Origin of the sequence: Phaeobacter gallaeciensis DSM 26640 (assembly GCF_000511385.1) — a bacterium.
In the GTDB taxonomy this organism is placed as follows: domain Bacteria; phylum Pseudomonadota; class Alphaproteobacteria; order Rhodobacterales; family Rhodobacteraceae; genus Phaeobacter; species Phaeobacter gallaeciensis.
On the sequence record NC_023139.1, the window covers coordinates 94,070 to 109,815 of the forward strand.

16 protein-coding genes are annotated in these 15,746 nt (G+C 55.2%); 11 read left to right on the forward strand and 5 right to left on the reverse strand.

Translation table 11 applies throughout. From position 1 onward, the window contains the following. The first annotated feature begins 10 nt into the window (after window positions 1–10). The 6 genes from GAL_RS20555 (at window position 11) to GAL_RS20580 (ending at window position 6,495) form a co-directional block, all read left to right on the forward strand. A complete protein-coding gene (locus tag GAL_RS20555) occupies window positions 11–835 on the forward strand; it encodes a glycine betaine ABC transporter substrate-binding protein (protein WP_024099518.1) in 825 nt (274 codons plus the stop codon). Between the two features lie 80 nt (window positions 836–915). Then, complete coding sequence (locus GAL_RS20560; RefSeq protein ID WP_024099519.1) at window positions 916–2,451, forward strand: extracellular solute-binding protein; 1,536 nt, start codon at window positions 916–918, stop codon at window positions 2,449–2,451. Window positions 2,452–2,467: 16 nt separating this feature from the next. Next, entirely contained in the window at window positions 2,468–3,430 is a 963-nt protein-coding gene (locus GAL_RS20565) for a carbohydrate ABC transporter permease (RefSeq protein WP_024099520.1), read from the forward strand. Window positions 3,431–3,432: 2 nt separating this feature from the next. Next, on the forward strand, window positions 3,433–4,299 hold the full coding sequence (locus tag GAL_RS20570; RefSeq protein ID WP_024099521.1) for a carbohydrate ABC transporter permease: 867 nt from the start codon (window positions 3,433–3,435) through the stop codon (window positions 4,297–4,299). A gap of 67 nt (window positions 4,300–4,366) precedes the next feature. Further along, window positions 4,367–5,416 carry an ABC transporter ATP-binding protein gene (locus GAL_RS22705; RefSeq protein WP_152612320.1) on the forward strand — a complete coding sequence of 350 codons (1,050 nt, stop codon included), beginning with the start codon at window positions 4,367–4,369 and terminating at the stop codon, window positions 5,414–5,416. Continuing rightward, complete coding sequence (locus tag GAL_RS20580) at window positions 5,413–6,495, forward strand: ABC transporter ATP-binding protein (RefSeq protein ID WP_024099523.1); 1,083 nt, start codon at window positions 5,413–5,415, stop codon at window positions 6,493–6,495. The genes GAL_RS22705 and GAL_RS20580 overlap by 4 nt, the downstream gene beginning before the upstream one ends. A gap of 12 nt (window positions 6,496–6,507) precedes the next feature. Here GAL_RS20580 and GAL_RS20585 read toward each other — a convergent pair whose 3' ends face one another. After that, window positions 6,508–7,467: a LysR family transcriptional regulator gene (locus tag GAL_RS20585; RefSeq protein WP_024099524.1), complete on the reverse strand. Its 960-nt coding sequence runs from the start codon at window positions 7,465–7,467 to the stop codon at window positions 6,508–6,510. A 129-nt stretch (window positions 7,468–7,596) separates the two neighbouring features. On the opposite strand from GAL_RS20585, the gene GAL_RS20590 reads away from it, so the two are divergent. After that, entirely contained in the window at window positions 7,597–8,709 is a 1,113-nt protein-coding gene (locus GAL_RS20590; protein ID WP_024099525.1) for an alkene reductase, read from the forward strand. 127 nt (window positions 8,710–8,836) lie between these two features. Here the strand turns inward: GAL_RS20590 and GAL_RS20595 are convergent, their stop codons facing one another. The 4 genes from GAL_RS20595 to GAL_RS20610 form a co-directional block, all read right to left on the reverse strand. Next, window positions 8,837–9,706 (reverse strand): DMT family transporter, encoded by an 870-nt coding sequence (locus GAL_RS20595; RefSeq protein WP_254684185.1) that lies wholly within the window; start codon window positions 9,704–9,706, stop codon window positions 8,837–8,839. A gap of 31 nt (window positions 9,707–9,737) precedes the next feature. Next, window positions 9,738–10,409 (reverse strand): SDR family oxidoreductase, encoded by a 672-nt coding sequence (locus GAL_RS20600; protein WP_024099527.1) that lies wholly within the window; start codon window positions 10,407–10,409, stop codon window positions 9,738–9,740. A 14-nt stretch (window positions 10,410–10,423) separates the two neighbouring features. Continuing rightward, window positions 10,424–10,801, reverse strand: coding sequence for a VOC family protein (locus tag GAL_RS20605; protein ID WP_024099528.1), 378 nt, complete (start codon window positions 10,799–10,801; stop codon window positions 10,424–10,426). 137 nt (window positions 10,802–10,938) lie between these two features. After that, window positions 10,939–11,313 carry a cupin domain-containing protein gene (locus GAL_RS20610; RefSeq protein WP_024099529.1) on the reverse strand — a complete coding sequence of 125 codons (375 nt, stop codon included), beginning with the start codon at window positions 11,311–11,313 and terminating at the stop codon, window positions 10,939–10,941. A 137-nt stretch (window positions 11,314–11,450) separates the two neighbouring features. On the opposite strand from GAL_RS20610, the gene GAL_RS20615 reads away from it, so the two are divergent. The 4 genes from GAL_RS20615 to GAL_RS20630 all read left to right on the forward strand — a co-directional run bounded on the left by GAL_RS20615 (window position 11,451) and on the right by GAL_RS20630 (window position 15,534). Further along, window positions 11,451–12,533: a TRAP transporter substrate-binding protein gene (locus GAL_RS20615; RefSeq protein WP_024099530.1), complete on the forward strand. Its 1,083-nt coding sequence runs from the start codon at window positions 11,451–11,453 to the stop codon at window positions 12,531–12,533. A gap of 170 nt (window positions 12,534–12,703) precedes the next feature. Continuing rightward, on the forward strand, window positions 12,704–13,204 hold the full coding sequence (locus GAL_RS20620) for a TRAP transporter small permease subunit (RefSeq protein WP_024099531.1): 501 nt from the start codon (window positions 12,704–12,706) through the stop codon (window positions 13,202–13,204). Next, window positions 13,197–14,747, forward strand: a complete 1,551-nt coding sequence (locus tag GAL_RS20625) for a TRAP transporter large permease (RefSeq protein ID WP_024099532.1) — start codon at window positions 13,197–13,199, stop codon at window positions 14,745–14,747. Before GAL_RS20620 ends, GAL_RS20625 begins: the two co-directional genes overlap by 8 nt. 73 nt (window positions 14,748–14,820) lie before the next feature. Then, window positions 14,821–15,534, forward strand: a complete 714-nt coding sequence (locus tag GAL_RS20630) for a TetR/AcrR family transcriptional regulator (RefSeq protein WP_024099533.1) — start codon at window positions 14,821–14,823, stop codon at window positions 15,532–15,534. The last annotated feature ends 212 nt before the right edge of the window (window positions 15,535–15,746 follow it).

Consider the following 15,746-nt stretch of genomic DNA (forward strand, 5'->3'; position numbering starts at 1 on the left):
GGCAGGACAAATGAGCAAACCTTTGGTTGTCGGGCAGATTGCCCTGAGCTTTCACAAGGCGGCAGCGGCCGTTCTCTGTGAACTTCTAACCAGAACCGGCCATGTAATAGAAGTAAAGGAAGCCCCGCACGAAGACATGTACGCCATGCAAAAAGCAGGTGACGTCGATCTTGTCGTATCCGCTTGGCTTCCTGCCAGTCATGGAACTTACATCGAACCATATGCAGACGAACTACAGAAACTGTCTGTCATGTATCACCCTTATTGTATCTGGGGGATTTCAGACCGCGCCCCAGAGACCATTCGCTCAGTTTCTGATCTTGCAAAACCACAGGTTGCCGCACTTTTCCGCAAACGCATTCAGGGCATTGGTTCCGGAGCAGGCATCAGCCGGTTTTCGCGGCGAATGGTTCGGGACTATCAACTTGATGCGCAAGGGTTCCACTTTGAAAACGGTACGCTGGAGGACTGCACCTCAGCGTATTTGGAGACCGAAACGGAGGGTGATCTGGCGATCGTGCCCCTCTGGCACCCGCAATGGCTGAACAGCCAGAGCAACCTGCGCGAACTGGAAGATCCATTGGGCCTTCTAGGCGGGCAAGACGAGGCCACGCTTGTGCTGCGGCGGGATGCTGCTCACAAACTGAACTCGCAGGGCAGAGCCTTGCTGGAACGCATCCAGCTTGGCAACGACCTCGTTTCACAATTGGATCGCGAGATTTGTTGTAATGGGAAGACCCCGCGCGAAGCTGCGCTTGCGTGGATCGATGCCAATCATGCCCAGTGGAAAGCTTGGTCCACCCCTGACATCCAGACTACACTTCAAAAATCCTGAACAATCTTTTAAGAAAGTTGTGAATTAATCTAAAAAATTAAAATTGTAGCGTTGCCTCCACGACTAGGGAGGAACGTCAAATGAATAACACCAGACAATCTATAGATAGAAACCAGGGCCGTCGCAGTTTCCTGAAAGGCACCGCGGCGGCCCTGACGGGGGCAGCACTGCCCGGAGTGCTGCATGTCGATACGGCCTTTGCGAATACCGATACATTCCATCAAATCGCCAACCGGGCAGCCAAGGGAGCTTCTGCTCTGGCCGGGGGCGCGGCCAAAGAATCCATATCCATCCTCATTCCGGGCGGCTCCGGCGGCAACCTGACGCCTTTTCTGGAGGAATGGAAATCTCTAACCGGGCTGGCGGTTGAATTGATCGAGGTCCCAAATACCGAGCTCTACTCAAAAGCTATGCAGGAAGCCGTGGCCAAGACCGGCCAGTATGATCTGATCATTGGACCGGTCTTTGCCTTGCCTGATTTCGCCGAGGCGGGGCTTGCTAAGGATCTTGATACCTATGTAGAAAAATACCAGCCCGAGCTGGACTACGGCGCCTACCGCATCCCCTATCCTTTCTCTGAGTTTGGCTGCAAATATGATGGCGGCTACCGCGCGCTCTATGCCGATGCCGACAATTGGGCGCTCTATATGCGCAAGGATTGGATGGAAGATCCCGTCGAGCAGGCCGCGTTCAAGTCAAGATATGGGCGCGACCTTACAGCACCTGACACTTGGGAAGACTATGATCAACTGATCGAATTCTTCACCCGCCCCGAAAAAGGTCAATATGGGTCGCTGGAATACCGCGCGCCCTTTTACACCAAGTGGCAATGGATGCAGCGCTTCTGCTCGAAGGGCATGCTCTACTTTGACAAAGACATGACTCCCCTGTGCAATAGCCCCGAGGGCATTGCAGCGCTGGAAGAACTGATTGCCAGTGAGGCCTATTTGCCCAAAGAGGCCTTCACCAACGGCTGGTCTGAAAATTACAATCAGTATGGCATCGGCAATGTCTTCAGCACCTTCAGCTGGCCCTCTTTCTTCCGCTATAACAATGATCCCGCCATCTCCGAAGCCGTTGCCGGTAATCTCCTGTCCGCCCCGGTGCCGGGCACCCGCGTAGACGGAGAACTGATCCGCGCCTCGGTCAATGCCTTTGGCTGGCTCTATGTGGTGAATGATCATTCCTCGATCCCGGAACTGGCCTATCTCTTTGCCCAGTGGCATACGGCACCGGATGTGTCGGATCGGGCCATTCCGATGAATGGCGGCTATTTCGACCCGACGCGAACCAATCACTTCAAATCGCCTGGTGCGGCGATGAAGGAGAAATACACCCAGGCCTGGCTGGATGCCGCTTGGGATCAGATCGGGGATGTAATCCCCGATTTCGTGATCCGCGGGACATTTGAATATTCCGAGGCTCTAGACAGAAACTGCGTCGAAGCAGTGCTGGGCAAGAAAAGCGCAGAAGAAGCGATGAATGACGCCGCCACAGAGATGGCGCGGATCACCCGCCGCATGGGCAAAGAGCGTCAGATTCAATCCTGGCATTCGCTGGCGCGGACTTTCCCGGAAAAGATCAAGGCGCGTCATGGCGTCCACTCTTGGGCCTGAGTGGGAGACAGACCAAATGACCGAGACAACAACACAAGAGGTGCCGGATAGGGCACCTCCCTCCCCCGGCTTGTTCAGGCGCGACCCTAATGATCCCAAGACCCTCCCACTTCTTCTGATCATCCCATCACAAATCCTGCTGATGGGCATGATGGTCTTTCCCTTCCTGCTGGAACTCTGGATCAGCCTGACCAATTGGCAGCCGACCTTCGGATCCCTCTGGGAGGCCGAATTTGCCAGCTATTTCAACTACGAGGAGCTCGTCCTCTATGAACCGCGCTTTCTGAGAGCCTTGGGACGTACATTGCTTTTTGCGGTGATCTGCCTGTCGCTGGAATTCCTGCTTGGGCTCGGGTTGGCTATCCTGTTCCTCAAAGCCATTCCGGCTCGGAAACTCCTGTTTTCCTTGTTGCTCAGCCCAATGATGATCATGCCGGTTGTGGTTGGCTACACCTGGTTCATGCTGTTTCAGACAAATGGGCCAGTCAATCAGATCATCGGCTGGGTTTTCCTGCAGAGCGATCTGCCACAAATCGAATGGTTCCGGCATGATGCCACCGCCTTTGCCTCCATCGTGGTCGCCGAGGTCTGGCATTGGACTCCGCTGTTCTTTTTGGTGCTTCTGTCGGGTCTGAACGCCGTTCCGCAAAATCCGATTCGGGCTGCGCTGATGTTGGGGGCGGGGCCGTTGCGGATTTTTTGGTCGGTTGTGCTGCCAAATATACTGCCGGTTATCATCATCGCATTTGTCATTCGGACGATGGAAATCCTCAAGATCTTTGACGAGATTTTTTTGATGACGCGGGGTGGACCTGGAACCGCCACCGAGATGGTTAGCCAGTATCTTTACAAACTCGCGTTTCAGGATTTCCGCCTCGCCTATGCCGCCGCTGCTGCCTTCATTGTGCTGCTGCTCACAGTCCTCGGCGTCAACCTGATGTTGCGCCCGGTCACCCGGCAAATCCTGAGAGAGGAGTAACAATGTTTGTCAGCAAGAAAATGACATGGTGGGCCTGGGTTGGCTTGGCTTTAGCCCTGTTCTTCGCGGTTTTTCCAATTTTTTGGATCGTCTCGACAGCCTTCAAACCCTCAACAGAATGGGTTGCGATCCCTCCGGTCTGGATATCCGAACAACCGACGCTGGATAACTTCAACGCAGTATTCATCTCGCAAGCCCGGGCTGCGGAGACTGCGGCAACTTCGGTCAGCGAAACTGGATGGCGTGCCATCATCGGTTCAATCATCATAAGTAGCTGCGCAACGGCTTTGTCGATTTCGGTCGGGCTGGCCGCCTCCCTAGCGATTTCACGCTATCGCTTTGGCGGAAATTCAACACCGTTGATGATCCTCAGTGGACGCATGTTTCCACCCATAGCCATTGCGATCCCGTTTCTCGTGATGTTCAACTCGATTGGTCTAATCGACACCTACCTTGGCCTTATCCTGTGCTACGCTGCGTTCACGCTGCCTTTTTCTGTCTGGATGATCAAAAGCTTCATCGACGACCTCCCGAAAGAGATTGAAGAGGCCGCAATGCTAGATGGGCTTAGCCGCATCCAAGCGCATGTCCGGTTCACCATTCCATTAATTCGCGGCGGGCTGATCTCCACCTCCTTATTCATCTTCATCCTGAACTGGAGTGAATTCTTATTTGGCCTTGTGCTCACCGCGAAGGATGTGGTGACCATCCCAGTTCAGCTCTCCAAATACTTCGCTGCCACGGCTGGTCAGCTTTACGGCGTACAGGCAGCGCTGGCCGTTGTTGCCGTGCTGCCGCTGGTGGTGATTGGTTACTTCATCCAAACCCATCTGGTGCGAGGTTTAACTTTCGGCGCGGTGAAAAGGTGATCCCATAACAAAATTGCAAATCAAAAACTTGCGCAAAACCTATGGCGCCTTCACAGCGGTTGAGGGTTTGGACCTGTCCATCGAACAGGGTGAGACCGTCGCACTGCTCGGCCCGTCCGGCTGCGGTAAATCCACTACGCTCAACATGATCGTTGGGCTCACCGAACCAAGCGCTGGCGACATCCGTATTGATGGGCGCTCGATGCTTGGCGTTCAACCGGGTAAGCGCGGGATTGGGCTGGTGTTCCAAGATTACGCCGTGTTCGGCAACATGACAGTGCGCGAAAACCTGAGTTTTGGTCTGAAGGTCCGGCGCATGCCCAAACGCGACATCGCCAAGGAAGTCGAAAAAACCGCCGATCTTATGGGACTGAGCAATAGTCTGGACAGCTCAACCGCCGACATGGGCGGGTCTCAACTGCAGCGCGTTGCTCTAGGGCGAACGCTGATCACCAACCCTTCGATCCTTCTGCTAGACGAACCTTTGTCCAACCTCGAAGCTGCGATGCGGAATGAAATGCGCCAGGAACTTCGACGGATCCAGAAGCAGACGGGCCAAACCGTGATCTATGTGACCCACGATCAGATAGAGGCCCTATCCCTCGCACATCGCATTGCCGTCATGGATCAGGGCAGGCTTGTTCATTATGGCCCCACGCATGAGGTCTATCACTTCCCAAAAGAAACTTTTGTTGGTGGTTTTCTCGGAGACCCGCCAATGAACTTTCTGCCCGGCACCATCCAGGCAAGCCAGACAGGACATCGCGTCGACATCGGTTGTGCCACGATTGCCATCGAAGCAACACCGCCGAGTCTTTCACTGCCGAGCGGTCGCAAAGTGACCCTGGGCGTACGACCGGAGTCCATAGACCTTCAAGCCGAAGGAGACTCTGACTTATGCGCCGAGATCTTGCTGATCGAACAATTGGGTGCCGATACCATTGTCACGCTTCTTCTAGGCACACACGAGCTGAAAATCCGCTCAACACGGGATGTCAGCCATCGTACCGGAGACAGATGCAGCCTACGCTTTCATCACGGCATGGTCAGCCTGTTTGACGCAGAAACCGGGGTCAAACTTATGGCCTCCCCTGCCAGCAAGGAGATAGCAGCATGAATGCTCTAGAAATCCGGAACCTCAGTAAGCGGTTTGGTAAGACCACGGCACTTGACGATGTCAGCTTGATTGTCCCCAAGGGGGATCTGGTGGTTTTGCTGGGACCAACCGGTGCTGGCAAGACCACGCTGCAAAGGCTGGTCGCCGGGTTAGAGACCCCGGATACAGGCCAAATCCTGATCAACGGCGAGGAGGTGACAGGATTGCAGCCCAATCAAAGGCCCGTTTCCATGGTGTTTGAGAGCCTCGCACTCTATCCCAACCTTACCGCCTATGAAAACATCGCGCATCCTATGCGCATTCAGGGGCTGGCCGCACAGGACATAGACGCAAAGGTAACCGGACTCGCTGACATTCTTCGTGTCAGCCACATCCTTGACCGTAAGCCCGCATCGTTCAGCGGCGGCGAAAAACAACGTATCGCCATCGGCCGCACCCTGGCAAAACCTGCGGGCATCTACCTTTTAGATGAACCGCTTTCCAGTCTGGACGCTGTGTTGCGCAGCCAGTTGCGGTCTGAATTGAAACGTCTGCTCTCTGCAACCGGCCACAGCATCATCTTCGCGACTCCAGACTACACGGAAGCCCTGGCTCTGGGGGATAATGTCAATGTGATGATGAACGGGCGCATCGTGCAGTCTGGGAGCGCAAATGAGCTCTACTCCATGCCAACAACTACAGAGATTGCCCAGTTCGTCGGCAATCCACCGATCAGTCTGGTACCCGGTCAGATCCTGCCCGCACCGGGCGGCGGGATAGAAACGGACCTGGCCGGCCTAAGGCTTGGGTTGCCACAAATTACTGCAGCCTCCTGTGATGGCAATGTCTTGATGGGTATTCGCCCTGAAGACATAAGGGTTCACAAGGCCGAGAGCGCCGAACCAGGGACACAAACCGCGCGTGTCATTGACATGGAGCCACTGGGAAACAGAACCACGCTGATACTAGACATCAATGGAACCCAATTGACCGCGTCAGTTGAAACCGAGGAGAATCTGGACGCGCTCAGGACAGTGACAATAAATTTGGAGCCAAGCCGGTTGCACCTGTTCTCAAATGCAGGCCGCCGCCTGAGCTAGATGTAAGTGTGTTCAGCTTTGGCTGCTTGCTTCCTTGTTCAGATAGTGCGGTGCCAGGCTGATAGTTTCGAGGCACTTGTCGAGGATTTTCAATTCCCGGACCAAGTGATCCGCCAGCCGACGTACCTTTGTCGGCTGGCGCGCCAGCGGCGGGAAAACAAGCTGCAGATCCACGTTGGGCGGGCAATAGCTAATCAGTAAGGGCACCAGGCGGCCGTAGTTGATATCTTCAGCCACATCCCAAGCCGATTTTAGAGCAATGCCTTTACCCTCCAATGCCCATCTGCGCAGCACTTCTCCGTCATTGGTCGCCCGAGATCCGGTCACACGCTGGGTCAACGCCTTGGAATTTTCGACAAAGGTCCATGAGTCATTTTTATCGCCAAGAGAGGATAGAAGCATGCAGTCATGCACGGCCAGATCCTTTGGATGCTCCGGCATCCCCATGCGCTCGATGTAGCCGGGGGCCGCAACCGGAATGCGCTTGTTGGAAGAAATCCGGCGGATGCGCAGGCTGCTATCCATTAACGCTCCGTAGCGCACCGCGATGTCGATGCCGCGTTCGGTCAGATCCGCAACCCGGTCCGTGCAAACCAAATCCACCGAAATGCCCGGATTGCCTTCCACAAAGCGATCCAGCGACGGTGCAATATAGTTCCGTCCCAAATCGACAGGCGCAGTGACCTTGATTACCCCGGACAATTCCCGCTTCTCACGTGAGATATGCTCATCAAAAGCGGCCAGGTCGTTCAGCACATTAGAGGCAAGCTCAAGAAACTCCTCTCCGGCTGGGGTCAAATGCATCTGACGTGTTGTTCTGCGAAACAGGGTCGCGCCTATTGAACGCTCCATAGCTGCCAGCCGCAGGGATGCGGAACCAGGCGAAATCCCCATATCACCCGCAGCGGCACTGAGAGAACCCAGTTCCACGATCCGCTTGAAAAGCCTCAGGTCAGATACCTTCTCGATCATATTATTTTAGAATCCTAAAAGGTTTTGTACATTTGGTGTTATTAACAAAAATTGCTAAAAAAGCGAAGGTCCAATCGAGCAGGCAGAAAAACCCCTGCCTGAAATAAGTGACATTCGAAAGGACCATACATGAGCGACACTCTGTTCAAACCGCTAGAACTCGGTAACCTCAAACTGCCAAACCGTATTGCCCTTGCGCCCATGACGCGGGCGCGCACGACCCAGCCGGGCGATGTTCCCAATGCCATGATGGCCGCGTACTACGCTCAGCGCTCAACCGCAGGGTTGATCATTTCCGAAGCCACACAGATTTCCAGCCAAGGCAAAGGCTATTCATTCACCCCGGGCATCTTCACCGAGGATCAGATCGAAGGCTGGAAGCTGGTGACGGACGCGGTGCACAAGGCTGGTGGGCATATCTTTTTGCAACTCTGGCATGTTGGACGAATGAGCCATCAGAGCTTTCATGCCGACGGCAAACCTGTGGCGCCTTCCGCACTCTCACCCGATGCTCAGGTTTGGATCGTAGACCCGGAAACCGGCGAAGGGGGAATGGTCGATTGCCCGGTTCCGCGCGCGCTCAGCGAGGCTGAAATCAAAGAGGTCATTCAGGATTTCCGCAAGGGTGCAGCCAATGCCATCGCCGCCGGTTTCGATGGCGTCGAAATCCACGGTGCCAATGGCTACTTGATCGACGAGTTTCTTCGCCGCTCCTCGAACCAGCGCACTGATGCCTACGGCGGATCGCAAGAAAACCGTATCCGCTTCCTGCGTGAGGTCACGGAGGCCGTTGCCGATGAAATCGGGGCCGAGAAGACCGGCATCCGACTGTCCCCCTATATCACCCAGCGCAACATGGCGGATGATGAAATCATCGAAGTGATCCTGAAGGCCGCGACTGCAATGAACGACATCGGAATTGCCTATATTCACCTCTCCGAAGCGGATTGGGACGATGCTCCGATCGTGCCCGATCATTTCCGTCACGACCTGCGCAAGGCCTATTCAGGCGCCATTATCGTCGCAGGAAAATACACTCAAGAGCGCGGAGAGAAGATCGTAGCCGATGGGCTGGCCGACATTGTTGCCTATGGCCGCCCCTTCATCGCCAACCCCGACCTGCCCCGCCGCTTTGCGGAAGGTCGGCCCTTGGCGGATTTCGACCCGGCAACCTTGTTCGGCGGAACAGAGGCTGGCTATTCCGATTATCCCGCCGCCGCCCCTGCCCCGGAAACCGTATAACTAAAAAGTTGTCAAAGGAGGTGGCAGCTGGCTGGCAGCAACCTAACCAAGCAGAGAAAGAGCCTACTCTCAGGCTCTTTCTTTCTAGCCCCTAACACGGGCCCCAAGATAAAACCCTTGGAGCGGGCTATTTGCCAGATACTACACCCCAAAGAAGCGCCAAGAGCATTATTACCGCACCCGACACCAGTATGAGGTTCAGGGGATCTTCCAGGAAGACGGCAGAACTCAGGAAGCCAATCACAGGTGACAAGGTGCTGATCAGTGCAATTTGCGCAACTGGAAGCAGCCGACCCACCGCCACCATCAGCCCAAAGCCAAGCCCTGTTGCCACTGGACAAACAAACACGAGAAGCGCCAGCCCCCTTGCTGAGAGCGGACCGAGCTCCAACCCTCCTTCCACGGCCAAGGCGATGGGTAGAGAAACCAGCCCGGCGATCAGGAATTGCCAAAACAGTGCATCTAGGACCTCGCCTGACCAAACATGCGATGCAATAAGCCGCATTGAGCAGGACCAGCACAGGGCAGCGGCCAGTATCAACAAAAGCGGCGCGGCGTCACCAACGTGACCAGCGCCAAATAGGAACAACAAACAGCCCGCCGCAGAAAGCAGCGTTGGCCACAATCGGCTGGCAGAAACAGGTTGCCCGAAGATGATCCCATCGAGCAGAAGCAGCCAAACCGGCGTGGTGTAAATCAGAATACTTGCGGTACCCGCCGCCACCCATTGCAGCGCGAATGTCACCAACCCCATCTGGATCACAAATTGCAAGAACGCCACGCCAAGAATGACGCGCAAATCCCGCCTTTCGAACCGAGGCAGCCGATTCTTCAGAACCAGAATGAAGGCAGCAATAACCGGCACGCTGAAGCAATAGCGTAGGGTCACCATCCAAAAAGGCGTCACATGGTGCAAAGCCAGTTTCATCACCGGCCAGTTAAGCCCAAGGATGATGACCGAAAGCCACAGCAGAAAATAGGGCCCGCGCAAATGCACGCACGGGCCGCTCAGTACATCGCGATTTGACCTAGGCAACCAATGCTCCGCCTTCGATATCAATCACAGTGCCGGTGACTGATGGCGTATCAATGGCAAAAAGATATCCGGCGGCCAGATCCTGGGCCTCCGCAACCCGGCCGGCTGGCAGATTTCCCGCTGCGTTCTGGTACATCTGCGCCCGTGCCTCAGTCGTCATCCCCGCATAGGCTTCTGTCTTGGTCAAACCGGGGCTGACCGCATTGACCCGCAGCGGCGCGAGTTCGCGCGCCAAGATTTTGACCGTTGCTTCAAGTGCGGCATTCATTGTCGTTTTTACAAAGGTTCCCGGCACTGTCCGGCGGGCAAGAAACCCCGTCGTCAATGTGATTGTACCGCCGGGGCGGATATGGGGCACTGCCGCCTGCACCGCCGCGACCGTACCCCAGAACTTTGTCTCGAATGCCGCCTTGGCTACAGTCAGATCCAACTCCGAGAGATTGCCCCCCGGCGCCTGTGATCCAGCTGTAATGACGAGATGATCAAAGCCCCCATGCTGCTCAAAAAACGCCTTGACCATTACCGGATCCGAAATGTCGAACCCGGTTGTACGACTCGCAGCGACAACTTCGCCAGGCCGCTCCTGCAGGGCCTCCACGACGGCGCGACCAATTCCGGATGTGCCACCCACCACAAGGGTTCTCATTCTATCGTCAAAGCCCATTTCACATATCCTCTTTAGTTCTGTGTATCGCGAAACACCGCCTCGATCAGCGGGCCACCTGGTGTTCGGAAAAACAGTCTGCGTTCGCAGAGTTCCGGCAGTTCCATTGGCGCGTAGGCAATCTTCAGCCGCTCAAGCCTGTCTCGAAACCCGGCAAAGTCATCTAGCCTGAAACCGATGTGATCCCACGCCTCGCCACCATGAGCTAGCTGCCCTCCGAAAGAGCCGATCAGATGGACAATCGGTTCCTCCCCGGAATAGAGCCAGTGACCCGGAATCCTTTCTATCGCTTTGGGACGCGGGCGTTCTTCCAAGTCTGGAAAGACCTCCAGAAAGAAGGCCCGCGCTCTGGGCAGGTCGGATGTGCGGATGGTGATGTGATCAAGCTGCATGTCAGCTCCCTGTCTTTCCGGTCTGCAAGATGCGCCCAAAAGTGACAGCGGAGTAGAGCACCAAAGCGAAAATGAGAGTTTGGCCAGGCTAAACAATCCGCATCACAGCGCCCCATCAATGACGTTGAATGCAAGGCTCAGCGTTTGAATTCGACGGTCACAAATACCAGCGGTGTGCTGCCGATGTTTTCTAGATCGTGGACAAAGAACTGACCGTCACAAATGTCATAGTGCCGGGTGTCGCCGGGCTGGTAATCCGTGTGCCGGATAGCGCCATCATGATAGTGAGAGCGCGATTTACCTTCCCCGATCACAGTCCAGAAGTAGCTTTCCTCATGACGATGAAAGGGTGCACGCTCTCCTGGCTGAAGCTCCAGATGCCAGATCCGCAGGCTATCTGTCTCGGACACAATCCGTGACCCAACCTGTCGGTTGTTCCAGTTCTCAACGATCTCCTGCCTCATCTCGGCTGGCCAGTCAGAAAAGTTCTCCAGACGGGGCTCTTCAAGCATATCACTCTCCATAAAGTTCGATTGATTGATATATGAAGAGCATTTTTGGCAGAAAAACGTCAAGTAATTTCTTATTGACGATTCTTAATTGTATTTTTATTGATCATACGATCACTTATTCCATGGGAGGAACCGCTATGAGTACAAATCTGACCCGTCGCAGGTTTTTGAACGCAACATCGCTGGCCGCCGGCACTGCTGCACTTGCCACCCCTGCCCTTGCTCAGGGCGGGACAGAGCTAAAGATGCTGACCTGCTGGCCTAAGAACTTCCCAGGGCTTGGCACCAGCGCAGAGCGTTTTGCACAGCGCGTTGCTGCCGCCAGCGAAGGCAAACTGCGCATCAAGGTCTTTGGCGCAGGTGAGGTTGTGGCCCCGTTTGAGGTCTTGGATGCCGTCGCCGCAGGCGCAGGCGATCTGACCCATGACACCCCATACTACTGGTTCGGTAAGGACCCGGCCTTTGTCTATTTTGCGGTGGTCCCGTTCGGATTGACGGCGGACGAGCATTTCACTTGGCTGAAGTTTGGCGGCGGACAAGTGCTATGGGATGAGCTGGGCGCCGCCCATGGCGTAAAACCACTCGCCAACCTGAATACCGGTGCGCAGATGGGAGGTTGGTTCAAAGAACCGATCAATAGCGCTGCAGATCTTCAGGGCCTGCGTATTCGCTATCCCGGGCTTGGCGGGCAGATGCTGGCCCGCCTTGGCGCGACACCGGTAAACATTCCAGGAGGAGAGCTGTTCACAGCACTACAATCTGGCACCATTGACGGGCTCGAATGGATTGCTCCATGGAACGACCTGGCCTTTGGCTTTCACCGCGCCGCGAAACACTACTATTACCCCGGTTTCCACGAAATGGGACATACGATCTCTTCCCATGTGAATGCCGATGTCTGGGCCGGGCTCAGCGACAGCGAACAGGCCATCATGCAAAGCGCCGCAGATGCGGAGTATGTGACCTCGCTTGCCGAGTACAATGCACGAAACCTCGACGCGTTGAACACGCTGGTGAGCAAGCATGATGTAGAGCTTCATGAATGGCCCTCAGAGATCGTCGCAGAGATGCAGCGTATTGCACCTGAGGTGCTGGCAGAAAGCGCCGCCAGAAGCGAAATGGCGACAAAGGTTCACCAAAGCTGGACCGCATTTCGCGACGCCCAACGTCAGTGGGGTGAAATTGGAGATTACGCCAACGCCCGCCTGAAACAGCGCTAATACTGCTTCGTCATAGCTGGTCCTTGTCCACCCTTGCGGCCAGCTGATCCGATCCGGGAACCTAACCTCTTTCTCCCGGATCGGATCACCCTTTCCCAACACTCCAGCCAACGGATCTGCGCCTCTGCGCCGAAGACCGGGAAAAACACATGGAACAAAGAGAAACACATATGTCCCACTCCGGAGCTTTGGGGCAGGTTATTGCCTGGACCGGAGCTTTCAGCAGTTGGCTGGCCATCGCCATGGTCCTGCTCCAGTTTTGCGTGGTTGTCGCACGGTATCTATTCGATGCCGGATCTGTAATGGCTCAAGAGGCCATTCTCTATCTCTTTGGCACCATGTTCATGTTTGCCATGGCTGATGCCCTTGCCTCGGACCGGCATGTACGCGTCGATATGCTATACCACAGTTATAGCGCGCGGCGGCGGCGTCTTATCGATGCGATTGGGATCCTGGTGTTCCTGTTGCCCCTCTGCGGCTTTATGCTTTGGACATCAAAGGACTACGTTCTCAACAGCTGGGCCGCTCTGGAAGGCTCACGAGAGGCTGCTGGCCTGCCCGGCGTTTTTCTGTTTAAGACTGTCATTCCCGTTGCTCTCCTGCTGCTCATCCTGCAGGCCCTGTCGATCCTGAAGCGTTGTGTCGCGGTGAAAGGGGCCGACAATGGGTGATATTCACACAGTTTATCTGGCTGCGCTTTTTGTAGGCCTGCTCCTTTGTCTGATGTCCGGCTTTCCGGTCGCCTTCGTTCTGGGAGGTGTGTCACTGCTCTTGGCTGGCGTTGGAATTCTCTTCCAACACTTTGACGCCTCATTTCTTGCCGCCATGCCGCAGCGCATTTACGCGGCCATGACCAATGATGTTTTGCTGGCAGTGCCGCTCTTTGTTTTCATGGGAGCGATGCTTGAGCGAAGTGGTATCGCATCTGAACTCTTAGATGGCATCGGCCGGTTGTTTGGAAAACGGCGCGGGGGGCTTGGTTTTGCTATCACACTGGTAGGTGCTTTGCTTGCGGCTTCCACCGGAATCGTTGGTGCCACAGTGACAACGATGGCGCTGCTCTCCCTGCCGGTGATGTTGAAATGGGGCTACTCCCCGCGCCTAGCCGCCGGATCAATCTGTGCTGCTGGGACACTCGGCCAGATCATTCCCCCTTCTCTGGTGCTGGTGCTATTGGCCGACACGATTTCCTCGGCCTATCAAAAAGCACAATTAGCCCAGGGCAATTTCTCGCCAGATACAGTGTCGATCTCGGATCTCTTTGCAGGCGCAATTGTCCCAGGGATACTGATGGTAGTCGTGTTTCTGGTCTACCAGGTCATGCTGACCTTTTTCAGGCCAGAGAGCTGCCCTCCGCCGCCGGAAACCGAGGCGGCTGAAATGACAATCTCACTGCGGGTCCTGTTAATCAGACTGGTGCCTCCATTGGCATTGATCCTTGGTGTTCTCGGCTCAATACTTGGCGGGGTCGCAACGCCGACAGAATCCGCGTCTATCGGGGCCGCCGGTGCCATTTTGCTGGCCGGGTTTGGATCAGAGCACCGAAAACACGCCAACATCGCACTTTTATTCCTCGCTTTGGCCGTCATTTCCAAGCAGGTCATCTTCAGCACATTTGACGTGCCGATCCTCGCGGAGCGCTTCATCCTTGCCGTACCGGTTCTGGTTTTCTTTGGGTATTTCGCCATCGCTCTGCTGCGTTGTGTCAAAATGGGAGCGATAGCCAGCTCCACGACCGAAACCGTTCGATTGAGTTCAATGGTCTTTATGATCCTAATTGGTGCCGCCATGCTATCACTGGTCTTTCGCGGTTTTGGCGGTGATGAGGCTGTGCAGCAGCTGATCTCAAAGGTTCCGGGCGGCCCCTATGCGGCGCTGGCGGCTGTTCTTGCCGTCATGTTCCTTCTGGGCTTCATTCTCGACTTCATCGAAATAATCTTTGTCATCGTGCCAACGATCGCCCCAGTCTTACTGATGTCTGGAATTGACCCGATCTGGCTTGCCATCCTGATATCGCTCAACCTGCAAACCTCGTTCCTCACCCCACCCTTTGGGTTTGCGCTGTTCTATTTCCGCTCCGCTGCGCCTCCGGAAATTTCGACACGGTCAATTTATCTTGGTGTCATGCCTTTTATCGGGCTGCAGCTCCTGGTCTTGATCCTTGTAGCCTTCATGCCGAGCATTTCCACATGGCTTCCCTATACACTAAGGTGAGCGAAGCGCCCTGGCCCGATTCCGGGCGGGTCGCTTTGGTGCAATGGCAGAACGAGCAGACCGAGAAAAACCCATGCAAGAGCCTGACATTCAAACGGCAGCCAAGAAAAAGCGAACACGCCTTTCTCCGCAAGACAGGGAGCACCTGATCCTGACAGGGGCAATCGAATTTGTGGCGGATCGCGGGTTTGCCTTCTCAACTCGCGAATTGGCCCGGCATCTCAACGTCAGCCAGAGTCTGCTGTATCGGTATTTTGCAACCAGAGAAGAGATTATCGAGAAGATCTATGAAAGGGTCTATGTCGGACGCTGGAATCCGGAATGGGATGAAATCCTACGAGACCGGAAGCTGAGCGTTCAGCAGCGGTTGGAATGCTACCTTTTGGACTACGCCAAGGTGGTGCTTCAGAAGGACTGGGTGCGCATTTTTCTGCTCTCTGCCTTCGAAGACCCCGTCATTTCTCAGCGATATGTTTCGATGCTGCGGCGGCGGATTTTTGAGCCATTGCTGGAAGAACAGCTCGTCAGCATGGGTCTAGAAGCGATTTCGAACCCCGAAGACCGCGAACTTGCATTGGAGCTAATCTGGGGCTACCACTCAAGCATCTTCTACCTCGGGGTGCGGCAGTGGGTCTACAAGACCCCAACACAGGTGAACATCGAAACTCTGGTTCGCAGCAGAACACGCAGTTTCCTTGTTGGGTTCGAGGCATTTTTGAGCGATCTCAACCACCCTGAAATCGCAACAGCGCCTCCCTCGGACATTATTGGACAAGCCGGGGTTTGAACGCATTTCCCCTCTCCCCTGCTCCGTTATCCTGCAGCTTCTGCAGCAAGTATGCCAAGAGCGGTGTGGCGGTTTAAGATGGCGACACGAACCAAGGTTTGCGCAGCAAAGCCGCGCAGCATGAAGAAGAGCCCCCTGCCCTACAAATACAGATCAAAGTCCCAGTTTAGGCTCTGATTCCGGATCTGCGACATTTCCAGTTGTGGCCCTGA

What these genes read in the sequence shown, in the direction of transcription:
- GAL_RS20555 (WP_024099518.1), top strand. Translation starts at nt 11, where the DNA reads ATGAGCAAACCTTTGGTTGTCGGGCAGATTGCCCTGAGCTTTCACAAG.
- GAL_RS20560 (WP_024099519.1), top strand. Translation starts at nt 916, where the DNA reads ATGAATAACACCAGACAATCTATAGATAGAAACCAGGGCCGTCGCAGT.
- GAL_RS20565 (WP_024099520.1), top strand. Translation starts at nt 2,468, where the DNA reads ATGACCGAGACAACAACACAAGAGGTGCCGGATAGGGCACCTCCCTCC.
- GAL_RS20570 (WP_024099521.1), top strand. Translation starts at nt 3,433, where the DNA reads ATGTTTGTCAGCAAGAAAATGACATGGTGGGCCTGGGTTGGCTTGGCT.
- GAL_RS20580 (WP_024099523.1), top strand. Translation starts at nt 5,413, where the DNA reads ATGAATGCTCTAGAAATCCGGAACCTCAGTAAGCGGTTTGGTAAGACC.
- GAL_RS20585 (WP_024099524.1), bottom strand. Translation starts at nt 7,467, where the DNA reads ATGATCGAGAAGGTATCTGACCTGAGGCTTTTCAAGCGGATCGTGGAA.
- GAL_RS20590 (WP_024099525.1), top strand. Translation starts at nt 7,597, where the DNA reads ATGAGCGACACTCTGTTCAAACCGCTAGAACTCGGTAACCTCAAACTG.
- GAL_RS20600 (WP_024099527.1), bottom strand. Translation starts at nt 10,409, where the DNA reads ATGGGCTTTGACGATAGAATGAGAACCCTTGTGGTGGGTGGCACATCC.
- GAL_RS20605 (WP_024099528.1), bottom strand. Translation starts at nt 10,801, where the DNA reads ATGCAGCTTGATCACATCACCATCCGCACATCCGACCTGCCCAGAGCG.
- GAL_RS20610 (WP_024099529.1), bottom strand. Translation starts at nt 11,313, where the DNA reads ATGCTTGAAGAGCCCCGTCTGGAGAACTTTTCTGACTGGCCAGCCGAG.
- GAL_RS20615 (WP_024099530.1), top strand. Translation starts at nt 11,451, where the DNA reads ATGAGTACAAATCTGACCCGTCGCAGGTTTTTGAACGCAACATCGCTG.
- GAL_RS20620 (WP_024099531.1), top strand. Translation starts at nt 12,704, where the DNA reads ATGTCCCACTCCGGAGCTTTGGGGCAGGTTATTGCCTGGACCGGAGCT.
- GAL_RS20625 (WP_024099532.1), top strand. Translation starts at nt 13,197, where the DNA reads ATGGGTGATATTCACACAGTTTATCTGGCTGCGCTTTTTGTAGGCCTG.
- GAL_RS20630 (WP_024099533.1), top strand. Translation starts at nt 14,821, where the DNA reads ATGCAAGAGCCTGACATTCAAACGGCAGCCAAGAAAAAGCGAACACGC.